Here is a 16350-nt window from a genome sequence, read left to right on the forward strand (position 1 = left end):
TGGCGAGCATGGATGTGGACAACTTGACGAAATACTATGGCGACGAGCGAGGGATAGAAGGGCTCACGTTCACCGTCGAGCCTGGGGAGGTGTTCGGTCTCCTCGGGCCGGATGGAGCTGGGAAAACCACGACGATTCGAACGCTGATGGGGTTACAGGCCCCATCTCAGGGCCGCGCGTCGGTGCTCAACTACGACATCAGACACCGTCGAGAACGGATAGCGATGAAACAGGATGTCGGATACCTCCCGAGTGAGCCGTCGTTCGACGGCTCACGCACGGGAAAACAGCTCCTCGCGTACCATGCCTCACTCAAAGATGACGAACGCAGCGAACGACTGCTCGAACTGTTTGCACTCGATTCACACCTCAACAGACCGATTCGCACGTACACGCCCGAACAGAAACGGCTACTCGCTACGGTGGTGGCGTTCATGCACGACCCGGCGCTCGTCATATTAGACGAGCCAACGGTTGGGCTTGATCCGTCGACACAGGAGCAACTCCGGACGTTTCTCGATATCGAACGACAGCGGGACACAACTCTCGTCGTCGGCTCGTGCAGTCTCACCACCGCGTGTCTCCTCTGTGATCGGGTCGGCATCCTCCGCAACGGTCACCTCATCGATTTTCGAACGAACCAACAGCTCCCTGACCGAGCACCATGGAATATCAGATTCGTGACAACAGATCCGGTCGACGCTAATGCATTCCCCTCCGAGCACAGCTACAACGTCGAAATTGACCGCACGGACGGTCAGCTGTCCGATGAGCACGATGGACGCCCGCCACGAACGGCTGTCAGCTTCGTTTACACCGGGACGTACGAGACGCTGCTCGAAGCACTCTCGACGTATACGATCCGTGACCTCATCATTGAGAAGGCAGCACTCCGGGAATTCCTGACACAGTGGTACGGTACACGGCTGGGAAACGGTGGTGGTGTGGATGTTTGAGATCGCAAGACACCAGCTGCGACACCGTCGCCTCGAAATCATCGCACTCACGGCCGGTTTCGTAGGGATTGCGCTCGCAGCGATCGGTATCGTGTTCGGAACCAGTTCCCAAACGATCGGTGCGTTTCTCGCATCAGAGGTGTACCAGTTCGGCTGGGTGCTCGGCCTCGGAAGCTATTTTGCGTACAGCGCCGGGTCGTTACTGGCTGCAGACATCGAGCACAACCGCATGGATGTGCTGTTGTCCGCGCCGGTCTCCCGCTCGTCGATCGTCCGCCAGCGGTTTCTCGCGTTGCTCGCCGTAATGCTCGTGGTCAACGGTTCTGTCTGTATCTTCGTTTATCTTGGAACGGTCGCCATCGGTACACCAGTCCGACCGACGAACCTCTTTCTGGTCCATATGCTTTCGATCCCGTATCTTCTGGTGTGTGCGTCGATCGGTCTTCTGTTCTCCGTGGGCGCGTCCACAGGCACCCGCGCGTCTGGGATCAGTGTCGCGGTCGTCCTCGCTCTCTTTGTGCTCACCCGGCGTGTAGCTGGGACGCCCTACGAGTGGCTCAGTGTGCTCACCCCGGCACACTACTACGACCCGACGGCGATACTGGTCACGAACGCCTACCCAGTGACCAACGGAGTGCTCTTGCTCGGCGTCGCACTCCTACTCAGCAGCCTGGGCCGACTGTGGTTTCGATCGATGGACCTCCGGTAATCCACCGCGAACGGTCCAGCAGTCAGTCGACGAGCCGAATACAGTCACCAACGAAGTGAATGTAGCCAGTGCGATCAAGATGGTGGAGTAGTCGCCCCACTGCTTCCTCGTCAAATCCTACGTTTCGGAGCGTCTTGCGCGTGTGAGAGATCGTCAGTCCGTTGGTCGTACAGTCACCATCGGCAAAGATCGCTCCACGGAGTGCTTTGAGCGCCTGCTCAGCTGTATCGCAGAGTGACTTTCGGGAGAGGTCCATGTGCGTGTGCAACTCCTCGATCGCCGGTCCGGCTGTCACCAAATCACGCTCCTGGTCGTACTCGATCGCACCGATCTCGACCAAGTGCGGAATATGATTGTGATATAATGACATGTACATGTCCTTCACAGTCTCAGCCGGGATATCATCCAACGCACAGCTGTGTTCCATCACCACACACTCGTCGGCTAAATCCGGCAACGACATGGGAGACTCGTAGTGGCCGAGACATTCGATAACGTACCGCCGGCGGTGGTGTGAGAGCATCTCGGAGATCTCCTCGATCGATGGACTCTCCGACAGTTGCTCGTCCGGTGTATCTCGACTATCGTCCGACACTACCGTATCCAAGGTAACATCAGTAATGAATATTGCGAGGTGAGTCCGATCACCGACGACGTACTTGCCGACGATTCCACCTCGACTCGTTCTCTCTCTATCTAGTCCTGTGTCATATTCCCGTAAGAAATAACGATCTCTACACTAATTTTTGAATGGTATCCACATATTCTAATATAAATTTTGCAAAGATAGGAATAAAACTAATATTGTTCCCAAATCATTGTGAGAGTGTTATGGGGACATACACGGTTCGGGAGGGAGATTCGTTACAAGCGGTTGTACAGGAGGTGGTTCGGGGTGATATCGTCATCATCACGAGTGGATACGACGCCACAACTGATGAGTGGCCGATTACAGTCGATACGGAGATTCGGATCGAATCGCCGCCTCACAATCGTATCGCTGTTCCTCAGGAGTCTGAGGCGGGCTTTATCCTCGACTTACAGGGGCCGAATCGTCCACCTGGCATCACTCTTCAGAACGTGTACCTCGACGCCCAAGGTGCGAACTCTGCGTTCAAGGTCCAGCGGGCACGGTTCTGTAGCTTTCTCGGCTGTGTTGCAGAGAACGCGTCTAAGCACGGGTATTTTCTGTTGAACCGCGATACTGCCCCGAACAGCAATCGGTTTTTCTACTGCGATGCCCACATAAACGAGGGGAACGGCTTTTTCATGGACGACGGTGCGCACAGCACGTCATTCGTCGGCTGTCGGTCGGTCGGTAACGGGGGACGAGGGCTGTGGTCGAAGAACAACTTCGCGAGCTCATGGATCGGTGGGGGGTTGGAGCGGAACAAGGATCAGGGAGCGTACATCGAGGGCAGCGAGGTGTTCACTATCGAGAACGCTTACATCGAGGGGAACGCTCAGAACGTCTCCGATCAGCTGCTCATCGAGAAGGCTCAGTCGACCACGATTGCTAAGTCGTACCTCAATGGCCACCACCAACAGGATACGAACGGCATCCGGTTTCGTTCCTCAAATAACTGTTCGATACGAAATATAGAATATCGGAACCTGAACGGGCTCCTAGTAAACGATCGTTCACTGAATACGGAACTCCAACGGGACAGCCACTACGTGCTTGATGATTCTTCATTTCTTGTCTCTGACACTGGCGAGAAAACTAGGAACAGTGGGGTGATCGAACCAACTGATCTATCGGCCATCGTGGGTCAGTACGAGGGTGAGCGCGCAATTAACGACGGAACATCTGGGCCGTTCGGTGTGGCCGTCTGGAACGGATCGGCGTGGATAAGCATGCGAACGGGAACATCGATCTAACCGTATCGATTCGAGTCCATTACGACCGTCCAGTGATCGCTCGAAGCGTGGCTCCGCCGATGTACACCGTGCCGTCTGCGATCGCCGGCGGCGCGAACGCATCGACACGGCGAGTGGGTGGTCCGGTCAATCGCCAGCGGATAGTTCCGTCATCGTGTGTGAGTGCTGTGTCACCTGTATAAAGCGTTTTCTCGGTCGTTGCCGGCGTGTATACCACGTGTCGATCGTCCGCGAACGACGTTTGCCACCGCACAGTGCCGTCCGAACGGAGAGCGGTAACGACTGATGTTCGGTTCGTTCGTGGTGATCGTTCGTTGAAACCGACGTACACCGATTCGTCGATCACTGCCGGTGTGGTCCACTCGCCTAAGAGAGGCTTCCCCTCCATTTCCATCCGTCGGCGGGCTGTCCGCGTGGCACGCGACGCCTGAGATCGCGTGATGCTATGTTCCCATAGAAGGCTACCGTCAGTGATTGATCGGGCTTCGAACGTGGTTGCTGTGTCTGTTCCGCGACCGACGTACAGCCGTCCATTCGCAACTGCCGGCGCGTTTGCTCCCATTGCTCTGTACGTGCCCTCGGGATCAGTTGACCAGTTCACTGTGCCGGTCGCTCCATCGATCGCTATCAGTTCGTCGGCCGCGAGATACGCGACGCCGTCCGCCACTGCCACCGGCGGGGCGTCGTAACCGTTGATCCCGGATCGGCCGGTCTCGTGGGTCCACAACAGTTCGCCACTCGCTCCATCGAGCGCGTAGAGTCGTCCCACGGTGCCGCCGCCAACGTTTCGTCCGACGGTGTACACGATTCCGTCCGAGATCGTCGGCGTGCAAAGCCGGGCTACGGATCGATTCGGCTCGAACCGCCACGCTTCGGTGCCAGTGTCCCGGTTTACGGCCCGGACATGGCTGTCAAATGCGTTGCGGTCATTCGCTCTTGCTGTGGACGAACCGGAGCCGACGTACACCAACGAATCACCGACTGCTGGCGCACTCACTCGATGTAAGCGATCAGCGTCGGTGGACCATCGCGTCGATCCGTCGGCCGTCGACAACGCGTACACCACGCTGTCATCACTCGTATACACGGTCGAATCCTCTACGACAGCCCCCGACAGGCGTGATTCTGCCTCGACCTGCCAGCGAAACGTAATGTCAGACTTCGGTCCCCACGCTCCGCGTCGGGTCCCCGTGTTGGCAGCCCTTCCCCCTAACTGCGGCCACGTGGCTTGTGCTTCCGGTTTCGAGGGTGATCGTGGCCGCTCGCTCTGCTCAGACAAACCGGCGTCGCGATGCGCCTCACTATCGGACCCCACGATACTGAAGCCAGTAATAATTCCAACACTTTTCATCACACGTCGACGTGAGACGGTATCAGCCCGCATATCTCTGGTGATCGTCCGCTACGCACATAGTAATTCACAGATATCATTAGGTATAATTATAATAAGTACCAGTATATATTTTATACCATCCAGATGGATATGCCGATGGTTCACCGACGAGAGAGCACAGCGTGGGCTGTCACAAGGAATTTTTGATTTCTCGCGTCCAGCACACCGTGAGGCGGTTTGTAGGGTCGAAGACTACCCGTCTCGCTTATCTGTTGGCGTAGCAAACGGTATGAGCATGGATCGTCACGGTCACGTCGGGTTGAACCTGCTCGTTTTCACGCCGATCGCGTACGTTCTGATTCAGTCGGGTCAAACCGGTCTCGCTATGTTTGGACTGTTAGGTCTTCTCGTAGTAGAACCACTCATTGACTTCGATCGAGTGATTCCGGGCGTCGAACATCGTGGGACGAGTCACTCGCTGTTCGGCGCGCTCCTCATCGGTGTGGCGTGTGGCGTTGGCGTCTACGCACTCAGTGGGTATCTCGTGTCTTCGCTCACGGAAACCGCGTTCGGACAGCCTGTGATTGTGTCTGGGAGCACCGGACGAAGTCCGTTTAATTTGCTGCGGAATGCACGGATCGGCTTCGTGATCGGTTTGGGGTCAGCTTTGCTCCACCTGCTCGGTGATTCACTTACCAGCAGCGTGAGACCGTTCCTCCCGTTTGCACGGTCGCGCTATTCGCTCGCTCTTGTCGCCCCACAAGGCTGGTCTCAGTTCGTCCTGTTCGCTGTGGGATTGCTCTCGTGTGGGGGTGTGATCGTAGCATCGGTGATGTGATGACCTGTAGGACGACGTACAATCAGTCGATCGGCTGGCCGGATTATCACTGTCGCTTCGATCCGCTCTTGATCAGTCGTGAGCATCACGTCGAATACAACAGCAAGAAGGTGCGTCTCACCGAGCCGTTCCTGAACGATGACGCCACGATCGGCTGTACACGGACCGAACCGGCGGGCCGAACCGGTTGGACAGTTCGCGTGTGCCCACTCTTTGGCTGCCGATCCGTTGTATTCGATGCTGATCATCTGGGTGCTGTGTTCTGTTTCGATCGTCGAGATGTGCGGCCTTAGTCGACTGTGAATTTCCGCAACGGTGCGATTGCGTTGGGACCACGCCGTTGTGTTGTTCGTTTCCGTGGAGACGACCTGCCGTACGTGTCGTACTGTCGACTCTAACGGTTCGCTCGCGGTATCGCTGTTCGCTCTGACATCTGCGCTGTAGCCCAGTTGCAGGTACGCTACGGTGATCGGAATGAACGAAACGGCGACGAACACCGCGGCAATGAGTACCAACTGGCCCCGTTCGGTTTCGAGTGACGCGGACGACGCTCGGAGCTTCATGGATACCACACCAGTATTCGCACGCTCCCATTGGGCGTCGGGATCGTTGTTTGACCGATCGGCGCGTCTGACGGCGACCGGTATCCGATCACACCGTGTGGGGTCTCGATTCGTGCCATCAGGTTCTCGGGCAGCAGTTCTTTGAGACGATCGCTGAGCAGTGGCGCTCCCTGTTCGAATCCCGACCGAGACGTTGTGAGTGCCGGCAGTCGATACGGCGTGGATGGATCTTCGAGGAGCGTGGCCGTATCTCGGGCGTACGTATCGAGCTGCGTCTCACGGGGTTCGGGTGGGGGAATCCCGAGGATGATCCCGGACAGCACGGCAAACACTACTAACACACCGATCGCCACTTCCATCACCGGTAAGGATAGCTGTGCTCTCGACGTGTTCGGTATCGCCCGCTCGACCCGGTTCCAACCATCGGACAGTAGCCACCTCCAGAGACGGTCGCCGCGACGTTTGGGGTCAGACATCGACGGTCACCACTAACTCTGTTGGGGTCGTCTGCACTCGGGCGTATGTGACTGTCACGGCGTCTGACCGTTCCTCTGTGGCTCGTAGCTGCGTCGGTTCGAGTCCCGTAAGCGCGATCTCGAACGATCCGGTCAGTCCTGACGGATCGTGTAGAACCACACGGTCGTTCGCATGGATCGTCGTTACCGATGCACGAGCTGGAACTGTGATCGTTGTTCGTTGTATCCCGGCGGGGATCACCGGGTTCTCACTGATCGGCGTCGTCTGCTGCTGGTGACGTTCCTGAAGAACGATCCGCCGAACCGTGGTTCCCCCTGTCGGGGTGCCTCGTTCGATGATCGTTTCATTACCTGCCCGTACGTGAAGTTCTGCCTTGTTTGTGAATGGGTACGTGTTGGTGAACTGCTGTCCACTCCAGGTTCGTAATTTTGTTTCGTTCATAACGCTTGCACGCGTCGTATACGGTGATCTTTCGCTTACCAACCGATCAGCAAGCGACGTGGCGATGCGTCGCTCGTGTGGGTCTCGGTCGGCGCTTCGGTACGCCCCGTCGACGACCGTAAGCGCCAGTCCGAGGATAGCCGTGAGCACGACTAACGAGACGACCAGCGCGAGAAGACTCGCTTGACCCCTTGTTTTCGTCTTCATCTCTTCTCACCGATCACTAGTCATCGTTTGCCTCGCTGCTCGCAGCTATCGTGATCCGGTATCCCGTTTCATTGCCGACGGCCCGAACGGACAGTGGTGTATGGCTTCGCCACTGTCCCTCGATCGAATGGACGGACGAAGGTACTGCAAGCCGGGCACGCCCACCGATTTCCGGATGAGGGTGTTCGAGTATCAGTGTCCGGTTGGCTGTCCGGAGTGAGTATGCCTGGTTATTGATCGTTTCCGGGAGAGCGATGCTACTCCGAGCGTCGAGTCGATACGAAGGAAACACGCTTTGTTGAACGTGTTCTGTCGCAGTTGCGAGCACCCGATCACCCATCTCAGCGCCACTCGTCGCCTGGTACTCTGGGATTGCACTGCCGTACAACACTGCTGTCACCAATCCAATGTACAATAGCACGAGACCGATCAGCAACACCTCACTCACGACCGGTGTGAGACCGCGGTTGTCCACGTCAGATCACCTCCACATTGAGTTCGTGAACGATGAGGTATGTTTGCCGCTCCCCCCTGAACGTCACGATGATACTTTCGACACCATCACCGTCGAGATCCTGCCGCTCAACGGCTGCCCCTCGTTCGGAGAAATACCAGGACAACGGTCCCGGCGTCGTCGTTTCGATCGAAACGGCGTCTGTCGCGTTTCCGATCACCGATCGTTCGTGAGTCACGTTCTGTTCGATCGTGACCGTCGTACCACTGCCTGAAACGGTGTCGGGGGTGCCGATGACGGGCGCACCAACGATGAGCGTCGATCCATTAGGGGGTGCGGTTATCATCGGCTTCGCGTGAAGCCACGCCTCGCCAGCCGATCCGCGCATGATCGCCCCGGCTGCGAACGTTACCCGCTGATCGCCGCTGGTGAACACGAGCGCGTCCGTGTCGATCGATCGAACTACCGTCGTGCCGTCGATAAGTCGGAGCTGACGATCAACGGGACGAAGGGTTCCATCAGCAAACGGCAGTCGATCCCGGCGGACACCCGACGTTCCTTTGGGATCGAACGCCGCCTCCATTCCGTCAGCGACACGGATCGCGTCTGCGCTAGCCACTTGCTGATCGATAAGTACGCCGACGCTCGCCGTGATCGCTGCGATCGAAATGACGGTTACACCCACTAACAACGCGATCCCGACAACGTGCGACTGTCCGCGATCCGAACCACTCATGCCATTCCCACCCCGCTGAAGATTGCATAGGTTACACCCACCAACACCGAGGAGTGTAACACGGCCTCGTACAATCCACCACGGGCGCTACCGGCGAACCACCCACACGCCAGCATCGTCGATTGGGTGACGACGTAACACTGGAACCGATCGCGTTCCGGTTGTACTGCGCCGGAAACGATCCCGATACCCTCTGTCGAACCGGAAACCGACGCGAGCTGCGCGAAACTATCGAGTACGTAGTTGTTCACCGCGATCATGATGGCGACGATGAGTAGTGCAGTCGTCCATCCAACGACGACGTAGACGGCCATCGTGCTCCGAAGTGCGCGTTTTTCGTGGTAGAGCCGACCGATCTCCGTCTGAAGAGTTTCGAACACCGCATCGGCGTCGCCCCCAGCGTCGAGCGCGCCGGCCACGAGTCCAACCGTTTGGGCCGCCAGCGGCGTTCCGACCTGCTCAACGAAACGATTCAACGCCGCCGTGTGAACCGAGGGTTCACTGTCTGCGGTCGTTACTAAACCGAGTCTAAACGCGAGCGCGTTAACGTCCGACGTGAGCGCCCCCAGATCGACATCGTTGGCAACACGCTCAACGGCGACACCGAAGGGATGTCCGAGTCGGACGTGCCCTGCGACAGCGTGAACGAAATCACGGAGCTCGTGGTCCTTGGCGTCGTCGTATCGTCGTCGACGCGCTGCTACACCGCCGATAATGATCCCTCCCGTGACGTATCCGAACAGGACGGCGTTCAGTGGGTGGATATCGCTGCGGATGATCCCCGCTCCACTGACGACGATCGCTAGAAGAACTGCGACCACGCTCGCGCTCGCCGGGTTTGATGTCACGCTCGCCAACACAGCCACCACACCGTTGGGCCGGTCGTATTCCGGAGGGGTCGCACCCGGAGGACGGATCGTTCCGATGAGCCACGCCGCACCGATCCCGATCCACAGCACGAACACTGCGCTTCCGTACACCAACACGGATCGAACTGAGATTCCGCCGAATGGGGTGTACAGTTGCTGAGACAGTCGGGGAGAGAGCACCGACAGCACCGAGAGAACGATGACCAACAACGCCGGCAGCACCAACAATACGACGAACAGCTCTGCAATGAGTTCGAGAAAATCACGCGACTGTTGTCGCGCACGAGCTTGCCTGTGGGATAACGTTCGGGACTCCATCTGGAGGTATCGAGAAAGGGCGTCGCTACCCTGCCGGGCGTGTTCACTGAACTTCAATAGGAAGGGTGCGAGCAGATCCTCCGAAGGGGTATCACGAGCAACGGTTTGTAACCCACGCTCGAAACTCCCCGTGAGCGTAGCGTGGTTGAGCACCCGACGGAATGCGACGCCCGTTTCCCCGTAGCTTTCTTGCGCTGCTACTCTCTGGAACATCCTCCGTTGATCGTCGCTCCCTTCGGCCAACGCACGAAGATACCGTACTGCACCGGGAAGTGTCTGCTCGATCCGTTCGCGCCGACGAGCACGGATCCATTTCAAATAATACCGACTGCCCCATACAACGGTTCGTTTGCTCACTAATCCCACCATCCCAGTCGTGGCACCACCGAGCAACCAGAGCGATGTCGATCCGATCAACGCGTCGGGTGCGACTGCTACGAGGATGGCCGAGCAGAGCGAAACACAACCGAACACGAGCCATGAAACCCCGTAGACACGCGCCATGTATCGATCGAACGCCACACCGACTGCTGCGCCGCGGTAGTACAGGCGGTCCTGATCGTGACGCGAGCGATCGGCGTTCCGAGCGAACAACGCGTACAGCCCACGGTCGAGAAGAGTAGCAACCCCTAGCATCGTCACGTTCCACCGGATTGGCGCGCATCGTAGCGGGCAAGCCGCTCAAACAGCACATCCATCTCGGTGATGTCTTCCTCGACGAGGGCTTTCACGAAGCGGTGCTTTCGACGGAACGACGCCTCGATCTCTGTGATCGGTATATCTGTTCGACTGGCAAGCCGTTCGAACAGCGTCGGATGTGCGGTCGTATCTGATCCCGACGGCGGGTCGAACGTAGTGGCGAATCCGCCCTCTGCGGTCCGCCGTAGCACCGTGTTGTACGCAACTGTCACACCGTCGCGGTCGATTGTCGTTGCGTCTCCCGATCTCTCAGCAGTGCCCGAAAGCAACTCCACTACCGCTCCCACGTATCGCTCGCCGTGGATGTGACGCGGAAACACCACCAGATCGATCTCCGGAAGGAGGTGGGGTGGGAGTCCCTGTTCAATGACGCGATTGGTGAGCCGTTCGATCGTTTCGGCGTGGGTGGTGCCCACGATTCCGTGGCCCGTCGAAATGCTCTCACCGAACGTCGCAAAGCTTTCGGGCGTGTTGATCTCAGCGATGATCTCGACATCCGGGTTAAGATAGTTCGATTCAGTCATCAAATCGGCCATCGAAACCCGCTTGTCCGATTGCTGGTGGTCCCGGGTTCGTAACGATACGCCAGTTTCGTGGGGCACCCGAACCTCACGAGACCCCTCATCAATGCTGATCGGCCGGTCGTCGTGGGGAATGAACGGGATGTGAGCGTTCATTAGCGTCGTCTTTCCGACGCCAGTAGGGCCGGAAAAAAGTACGACACCGTGGTGTTCGAACACCAGCCACAACAGTGCAACCAAGGCCGTCGGAATCGAACCGTTCTGAACGAGTTCCACCGGTGTGAGTGGATCGGAGCGTTGTTTTCTGATCGAAACGTGGGGGCCGCCCTCCGAGATGGTTCCTAACGCGAGCGCACACCGAATCGTCACGTCCGTGGACGCGCCGACAGGATCAAGGTTTACTTTCGCACTCGGTGTGCTCGCATTGAGTTCGACGCCGTCGGCCGCTGCGAGTTGCGTGACGACGTTGCTGAACGTTGATTCGCTCTCAAAGCGGATGTTCGTCGGTATTCGGCCAGCAACACCTCGGGGAACGACCTTGATGCTGTCCCCAACGCGATTGACTTCGATGTCTTCGAGTCGGTCGTCGTGGATCGGGATCGTCAACCGTTCGTAGCCGATGTAATCCCGGAGCACATAGTACAGGAGATCGTTCAGTCGATCCGATTCGGCCAGCTCGCTTCCGGGTGGATTGATCCGACTGTATTCGGACAGCACCGCGTGGAAACGATGGAGAAGCGAATCGAGTCGCCCCTGAGTCGCCTGTGCTGTGAGACGACGAACAAAGAGCCGTTTCGCTCGCTCGCGCACGAACGTGATCCGGTTGGGGCGTTCGCGTAGCGCCTCGGCTAAACCGGAGCCGGAGCGATGGGACTCATCAGCGCCGTTTTGAACGAGGAACTCGCTCACGTCTACCTCCCAGAACCGTTCTTTGCACGCCTGTAGAAGTGCTCCATCACCCGGTAATAGATCCGGCTCGCATACCGCGTACGCCGTAGTGAACGCGCCTCCGTCGCCGCGTTTTCGGTACACGACGACTGGTATTTCGAACTCTAAGAACGACACAGTGTACCTGCAACGACGCTCGCTCAGCAGGCATCGGTAACACGACTGATGTTCGGCGTCGATCGCAACTCCTGTTCGCATCGATGCGTGGTTGCTCGTTCCGACACGGAGTTCACCATCGCTCGTTGTCCTTTCGGTCAGCCGATCGTCGAGCGCGTACGGTGTTAGATCTCCGAAACATCGAACACGCGTGAGAGCGTAGTACTCGATCCGCCGACGGCTCGCACACGAGAGCGACTCATCGACTACCCGATCGAACACCTGTTCGTACTTCGGCGGGAGTCCCTGTTGCAATCGATCGATCGCTCCTGTTCTAGTAGGCGGTGGATTCGGATCCTGGAAAGACGTAGTGAACCGATCGGCAGCCTGCTCCACCCGGTCGGTCAACCGAGGTTCTCGAACCTCATACACCGTCGTTTCGTCCGTTCGTCGAATGGTTACCACGACCCCCGGATGAATCTCGTACTGAGCACACACCCCCGGAGCGTACCACGAACCCGATGCGTCCGGTGGAATCGGCGGTGGAACGTATCGGTCGCTGATCTTACTGTCGGCGCCTGCCTGCATGGGGCGAGTTGGCCAGATTATCCAATTTAAACGTTCGTGTATCGATCCCGAGTCAGCCTCGTACGATCGCCCGACGGCAGTCTATTTTGAGGAATCGGTGACAATTCCCTTTTAGGAGGGCTACCCAGAAACAGTCGGGGATCGCCTCAAGCGAACCACCGATAGGAGATGAGGCTGCCGGCGGGACAGTCCTCGTCCCGCTCGTTTCACACTAAGTTGATAACAATGTCACACACAACAACCAAAACCCTTCGAAACCGACCGAGCCGCACCGAGCAAGAGGAGACCGACGACGAGCGGGAAGCCGCCTGTCCGGAGTGCGGTGCCGAAGACGCGATTCAGGAGCAAGGCGAACGGTGCTGTCGGAACTGCGGGCTTGTCCTCGAAGAGGAACTGATCGACCGCGGGCCGGAATGGCGTGCATTCGACAGCCAGGAGCGGGATCGCAAGTCCCGCGTTGGTGCGCCGACGACCAACACGATGCACGACAAGGGGCTGACGACAGACATCAGTTGGAAGAATAAAGACGCCTACGGTCAGTCTCTTTCTCCAAAAAAACGCTCTCAGATCAACCGGCTGCGAAAGTGGCACGATCGCATTCGCACTGTAGACAACGGCGAGCGTAATCTTCGGCTTGCGCTTTCGGAGATCGATCGCATGGCGAGCGCGCTCGGTGTTCCGAAATCCGTTCGGGAGGTCGCGTCGGTCATGTATCGGCGTGCACTCGATGAAGACCTCATCCGTGGTCGGTCGATCGAGGGTGTCGCCACCTCCGCGCTGTACGCCGCCTGTCGCCAGGAAGGGATCCCCCGGAGCTTGGATGAGGTGACAGAGGTAGCTCGGATCGACCGCCGCGAGATCGCACGCACGTACCGCTACGTCTCACAAAACCTCGGTTTAGAACTGAAGCCCGCCGACCCGAAGCAGTACGTTCCCCGATTCTGCTCAGATCTCGATCTTTCGGATGAGGTGCAGACGAAAGCCAACGACATCATCGACGTAACGGCCGAAGCGGGGCTTCTCTCGGGAAAATCACCAACAGGGTACGCCGCCGCAGCGATTTATGCCGCTTCGCTGCTCTGTAACGACAAACGAACCCAGCGGGACATCGCTGAGGTGGCCCAAGTGACTGAAGTCACCATCCGCAACCGCTACCAAGAGCAGATCGAAGAACTGGATATCGTCGCGTAAGCTGCTACTAGGGAGCGAGCGGGCTATCCCCGTCGGGCATTCGTGATTGTTGTCATGGTGCAGAAACGAAACAACTGGTCGCACAGAATAAATAGAATGGCACTTTTCGATGTATTTTAATATTCCGAAAGCAATATAATAGTATCCGAGAATAATCTGGTATGAACTATCTTGCAACAGGATTGGATGTCCGTCGGGCGGGAGTGCGTGATCGGTACGAGGTGAGTCGCCAATGAGTGATGTTGACGAGATCATTGTGGCGATTGAGCACGATCCGGGACGGTTCGATGAGTACTGTGATGAGCTTCGGACGATTCTCGAATCGGGTGAGACCGACGCGCGCCGCTCGGTCGCGCAACTGCTCGGAGACGTTGCGGAGGTCGATCCCGGGATTGGGACGCGTCACCCCGAACTGCTGGAACTCGCGTTTGAGGACGCGGATGTTGTGGTTCAGGGGTTGGCTGTCGATACTGTTGCTATAATCACGAAGGCTGAGCCAGCGGCTAGTACTGATTTTGTCTCTCAGATTGCCACCACGCTTGCTGAAGAGGAACTGCCATCAACTTCACAAATGTCCGGTATTCGCGCACTTGCAGTTATTGACGAGAAAGCACCTATATCGATCAGCAAAGCTGATGAACCGCTTGCTACGTTGCTCCACGATGGAGTAACTGATGTTCGTGAAACGGTGGCTGAATATATTGCAGATTCTGTCACAGCTGCTCCTCACGAGTTTCCTGCTATGCTTCAAGCATATACCAAGGCGCTTGACGATCAGAGTCCTACTGTTCGGCTGCGTGCTGCCGAAGCGATAGCAGTTGCCACCTATGAGGATGCTGAAGCGATTTCTGATGTTGATAGAGTATTGAATCGTCTCAAGGAATTGCGCTCGGACAATGTCCTCCCAGCAGAACGTGTCGAGAAGGTCATTGACATGACAAAAGTCGGTGCAGGCTATGCCGGGGAATAACTAATTCATGGGCATAGTAGATAAAATCAAATCATATTTCAGTGACGACGAGGCTGCCTTATCAGAACAAGCAGAAGAGCTTAATCGTCACCGTCGTGGGGATCCTTTTGCTGATTTGCGTGGTGAAATCGAGGACATGCCTCCCCATGAAGTGGCTAACAAATTCGCTGATATGAGGCAAAACAGACGATTAGCTTTTGTTAGGAATGGGAATATATCGAGACAAAAATGGCTTGAAGTGGTAAAGGTAATCGAAAATGATCCAGAGCTACAGAAATCTTGGGGGGTTAGCAGCAAACAGATCACGTTTCAAGATGACACTGCCGTCTGTATGTGTCATGAAGAGATAACGAATACGTGGACTGAAACGAAAGGGACAGAGAGGTCAGTCGGTCAAACACAAGGCAAATCTAACGGCTCGAAAGCCGAAGTCGGCGGCAAAATAGGTGGGAGTGGTGGAACCAGTGTCCCTGGAGTTGGGAATCTTAATGCAACAGGTGAGGCATCAGGCAAGGTGGGACGGACTCAACAGAAAACACAACAGAAAATGGCCCAAGCTACCGGGATCAAAAGTGTAACTGAAACTTTCCATTCATGTCGTGTAGCACCAACTAACTCTAAGGCATCTAGATCTGCGTTCCTTCGCGTAGGGAATTTTCATATGGATGTCAGTCTAAGTATTGAAAAAGGGAACAATACGCAAAGAGCCATTGATGAATGGGAGATAGATGCTAAGAATAAGCCAATAAAAAAAGAGTCCCAGAAAGGGATCGAAGAGCTTCGAGAGAGTCAAGATGCTATCGAAAATCAAATCAAAGATCTCGATAGTCAAATCGGAATGTATAGTAAAAGAATAGAAAGAAATGAAAAGTTCATATCTCAGTGTGAAGACGCTATTGAAGAGAGTGAGGGTGACATCGATGAGGCTGACCTCGATAAGAGAGATCGACTCTTAGAAAAATACGAGGATCTTCAGGAGAAGAAAGAAGAGGTTCGAGCAAAAAAAAGACAACTCCAAACCGAGAAGAGCGACCTGCAACGCCGCATAGAGAACCATGAGGGGTACGAGCAGACCCAAGAAGCGGCGTCTGAAACCACTGCACAGGACGCTGACGAAGTCACGACGACGAACCCAACGGAGAGCGAAGACGAGACGGCGTCCGAAGCAGCTACCGACAGCACTGATACGGAGGCGAACACAGAGCACACCGAGACGACCACATCCCAGTCCGCCGACGACTCACCGGCGGGTGACAGCCGCCCACCTACTGACGATGGGGGTGATGTTCGTGGGGATGCGGGCGAGACGGACACGGAGGAGACGGCTCCGACTGCCGACTCTGGAACCAAGCCGACGCGGGAGACCGCTGACGCTACAACAGCGAGGGCGGGCCAGTCCGAATCGGAGGATAACACGTCTCCTGACCAACCAGATTCCCTTGACACGAACGAGGAGCAAACGGAGTACGCCAACAAAGGCGAACGCTATCTCGACCGCTACGCTCCCTCTGGGGGATCATCGGGCGAATTTGACAATACAAAATAAGACGATATC

16 protein-coding genes are annotated in these 16350 nt (G+C 56.7%); 7 read left to right on the forward strand and 9 right to left on the reverse strand.

Annotated elements, in window-relative coordinates; all coding sequences use genetic code 11:
* Window positions 1–8 precede the first annotated feature (8 nt).
* On the forward strand, window positions 9–956 hold the full coding sequence (locus tag EIK79_RS13640) for an ABC transporter ATP-binding protein (RefSeq protein WP_185715641.1): 948 nt from the start codon (window positions 9–11) through the stop codon (window positions 954–956).
* Window positions 949–1665 (forward strand): ABC transporter permease, encoded by a 717-nt coding sequence (locus EIK79_RS13645; protein WP_124955663.1) that lies wholly within the window; start codon window positions 949–951, stop codon window positions 1663–1665. Before EIK79_RS13640 ends, EIK79_RS13645 begins: the two co-directional genes overlap by 8 nt.
* Window positions 1666–1687: 22 nt before the next feature.
* On the opposite strand, the gene EIK79_RS13650 is transcribed toward EIK79_RS13645, so the two are convergent.
* Window positions 1688–2260 (reverse strand): DUF7344 domain-containing protein, encoded by a 573-nt coding sequence (locus tag EIK79_RS13650; protein WP_124955664.1) that lies wholly within the window; start codon window positions 2258–2260, stop codon window positions 1688–1690.
* Window positions 2261–2496: 236 nt separating this feature from the next.
* On the opposite strand from EIK79_RS13650, the gene EIK79_RS13655 reads away from it, so the two are divergent.
* The gene (locus EIK79_RS13655; RefSeq protein ID WP_124955665.1) at window positions 2497–3546 is read left to right on the forward strand and encodes a protein kinase family protein; all 1050 of its coding nucleotides are present in this window, start codon (window positions 2497–2499) and stop codon (window positions 3544–3546) included.
* A 19-nt stretch (window positions 3547–3565) separates the two neighbouring features.
* Here the strand turns inward: EIK79_RS13655 and EIK79_RS13660 are convergent, their stop codons facing one another.
* Window positions 3566–4861, reverse strand: a complete 1296-nt coding sequence (locus EIK79_RS13660) for an outer membrane protein assembly factor BamB family protein (protein WP_185715642.1) — start codon at window positions 4859–4861, stop codon at window positions 3566–3568.
* A gap of 313 nt (window positions 4862–5174) precedes the next feature.
* On the opposite strand from EIK79_RS13660, the gene EIK79_RS18175 reads away from it, so the two are divergent.
* Entirely contained in the window at window positions 5175–5717 is a 543-nt protein-coding gene (locus EIK79_RS18175; RefSeq protein WP_185715643.1) for a metal-dependent hydrolase, read from the forward strand.
* Here EIK79_RS18175 and EIK79_RS13670 read toward each other — a convergent pair.
* From EIK79_RS13670 to EIK79_RS13700, 7 genes are read right to left on the reverse strand one after another with little or no spacing between them, the layout of a single operon-like run.
* Entirely contained in the window at window positions 5651–6280 is a 630-nt protein-coding gene (locus EIK79_RS13670; RefSeq protein WP_124955668.1) for a DUF7261 family protein, read from the reverse strand. The genes EIK79_RS18175 and EIK79_RS13670 overlap by 67 nt on opposite strands.
* Window positions 6277–6756 (reverse strand): DUF7262 family protein, encoded by a 480-nt coding sequence (locus tag EIK79_RS13675; protein ID WP_124955669.1) that lies wholly within the window; start codon window positions 6754–6756, stop codon window positions 6277–6279. Before EIK79_RS13675 ends, EIK79_RS13670 begins: the two co-directional genes overlap by 4 nt.
* Window positions 6749–7405, reverse strand: coding sequence for a DUF7263 family protein (locus tag EIK79_RS13680; protein WP_124955670.1), 657 nt, complete (start codon window positions 7403–7405; stop codon window positions 6749–6751). Before EIK79_RS13680 ends, EIK79_RS13675 begins: the two co-directional genes overlap by 8 nt.
* A gap of 16 nt (window positions 7406–7421) precedes the next feature.
* Complete coding sequence (locus EIK79_RS13685; protein ID WP_124955671.1) at window positions 7422–7880, reverse strand: DUF7266 family protein; 459 nt, start codon at window positions 7878–7880, stop codon at window positions 7422–7424.
* 1 nt (window position 7881) lies between these two features.
* Window positions 7882–8595: a DUF7289 family protein gene (locus EIK79_RS13690; RefSeq protein ID WP_124955672.1), complete on the reverse strand. Its 714-nt coding sequence runs from the start codon at window positions 8593–8595 to the stop codon at window positions 7882–7884.
* Window positions 8592–10418: a type II secretion system F family protein gene (locus tag EIK79_RS13695; protein ID WP_124955673.1), complete on the reverse strand. Its 1827-nt coding sequence runs from the start codon at window positions 10416–10418 to the stop codon at window positions 8592–8594. Before EIK79_RS13695 ends, EIK79_RS13690 begins: the two co-directional genes overlap by 4 nt.
* Before the next feature lie 2 nt (window positions 10419–10420).
* Window positions 10421–12634: a type II/IV secretion system ATPase subunit gene (locus EIK79_RS13700; protein ID WP_124955674.1), complete on the reverse strand. Its 2214-nt coding sequence runs from the start codon at window positions 12632–12634 to the stop codon at window positions 10421–10423.
* A 225-nt stretch (window positions 12635–12859) separates the two neighbouring features.
* Between EIK79_RS13700 and EIK79_RS13705 the strand changes: the two genes are divergently transcribed.
* From EIK79_RS13705 to EIK79_RS18510, 3 genes are all read left to right on the forward strand, one after another.
* Window positions 12860–13825, forward strand: a complete 966-nt coding sequence (locus EIK79_RS13705; RefSeq protein ID WP_124955675.1) for a transcription initiation factor IIB — start codon at window positions 12860–12862, stop codon at window positions 13823–13825.
* 232 nt (window positions 13826–14057) lie between these two features.
* A complete protein-coding gene (locus EIK79_RS13710) occupies window positions 14058–14795 on the forward strand; it encodes a hypothetical protein (protein ID WP_124955676.1) in 738 nt (245 codons plus the stop codon).
* A gap of 838 nt (window positions 14796–15633) precedes the next feature.
* Window positions 15634–16341: a hypothetical protein gene (locus tag EIK79_RS18510; RefSeq protein ID WP_124955677.1), complete on the forward strand. Its 708-nt coding sequence runs from the start codon at window positions 15634–15636 to the stop codon at window positions 16339–16341.
* Window positions 16342–16350: the final 9 nt, after the last annotated feature.

Origin of the sequence: Halocatena pleomorpha, assembly GCF_003862495.1 — an archaeon.
Taxonomy (GTDB): domain Archaea; phylum Halobacteriota; class Halobacteria; order Halobacteriales; family Haloarculaceae; genus Halocatena; species Halocatena pleomorpha.

What these genes read in the sequence shown, in the direction of transcription:
- EIK79_RS13645 (WP_124955663.1), top strand. Translation starts at nt 949, where the DNA reads ATGTTTGAGATCGCAAGACACCAGCTGCGACACCGTCGCCTCGAAATC.
- EIK79_RS13690 (WP_124955672.1), bottom strand. Translation starts at nt 8,595, where the DNA reads ATGAGTGGTTCGGATCGCGGACAGTCGCACGTTGTCGGGATCGCGTTG.
- EIK79_RS13670 (WP_124955668.1), bottom strand. Translation starts at nt 6,280, where the DNA reads ATGAAGCTCCGAGCGTCGTCCGCGTCACTCGAAACCGAACGGGGCCAG.
- EIK79_RS13700 (WP_124955674.1), bottom strand. Translation starts at nt 12,634, where the DNA reads ATGCAGGCAGGCGCCGACAGTAAGATCAGCGACCGATACGTTCCACCG.
- EIK79_RS13680 (WP_124955670.1), bottom strand. Translation starts at nt 7,405, where the DNA reads ATGAAGACGAAAACAAGGGGTCAAGCGAGTCTTCTCGCGCTGGTCGTC.
- EIK79_RS13695 (WP_124955673.1), bottom strand. Translation starts at nt 10,418, where the DNA reads ATGCTAGGGGTTGCTACTCTTCTCGACCGTGGGCTGTACGCGTTGTTC.
- EIK79_RS18175 (WP_185715643.1), top strand. Translation starts at nt 5,175, where the DNA reads ATGGATCGTCACGGTCACGTCGGGTTGAACCTGCTCGTTTTCACGCCG.
- EIK79_RS13655 (WP_124955665.1), top strand. Translation starts at nt 2,497, where the DNA reads ATGGGGACATACACGGTTCGGGAGGGAGATTCGTTACAAGCGGTTGTA.
- EIK79_RS18510 (WP_124955677.1), top strand. Translation starts at nt 15,634, where the DNA reads ATGTATAGTAAAAGAATAGAAAGAAATGAAAAGTTCATATCTCAGTGT.
- EIK79_RS13705 (WP_124955675.1), top strand. Translation starts at nt 12,860, where the DNA reads ATGTCACACACAACAACCAAAACCCTTCGAAACCGACCGAGCCGCACC.
- EIK79_RS13710 (WP_124955676.1), top strand. Translation starts at nt 14,058, where the DNA reads ATGAGTGATGTTGACGAGATCATTGTGGCGATTGAGCACGATCCGGGA.
- EIK79_RS13640 (WP_185715641.1), top strand. Translation starts at nt 9, where the DNA reads ATGGATGTGGACAACTTGACGAAATACTATGGCGACGAGCGAGGGATA.
- EIK79_RS13675 (WP_124955669.1), bottom strand. Translation starts at nt 6,756, where the DNA reads ATGTCTGACCCCAAACGTCGCGGCGACCGTCTCTGGAGGTGGCTACTG.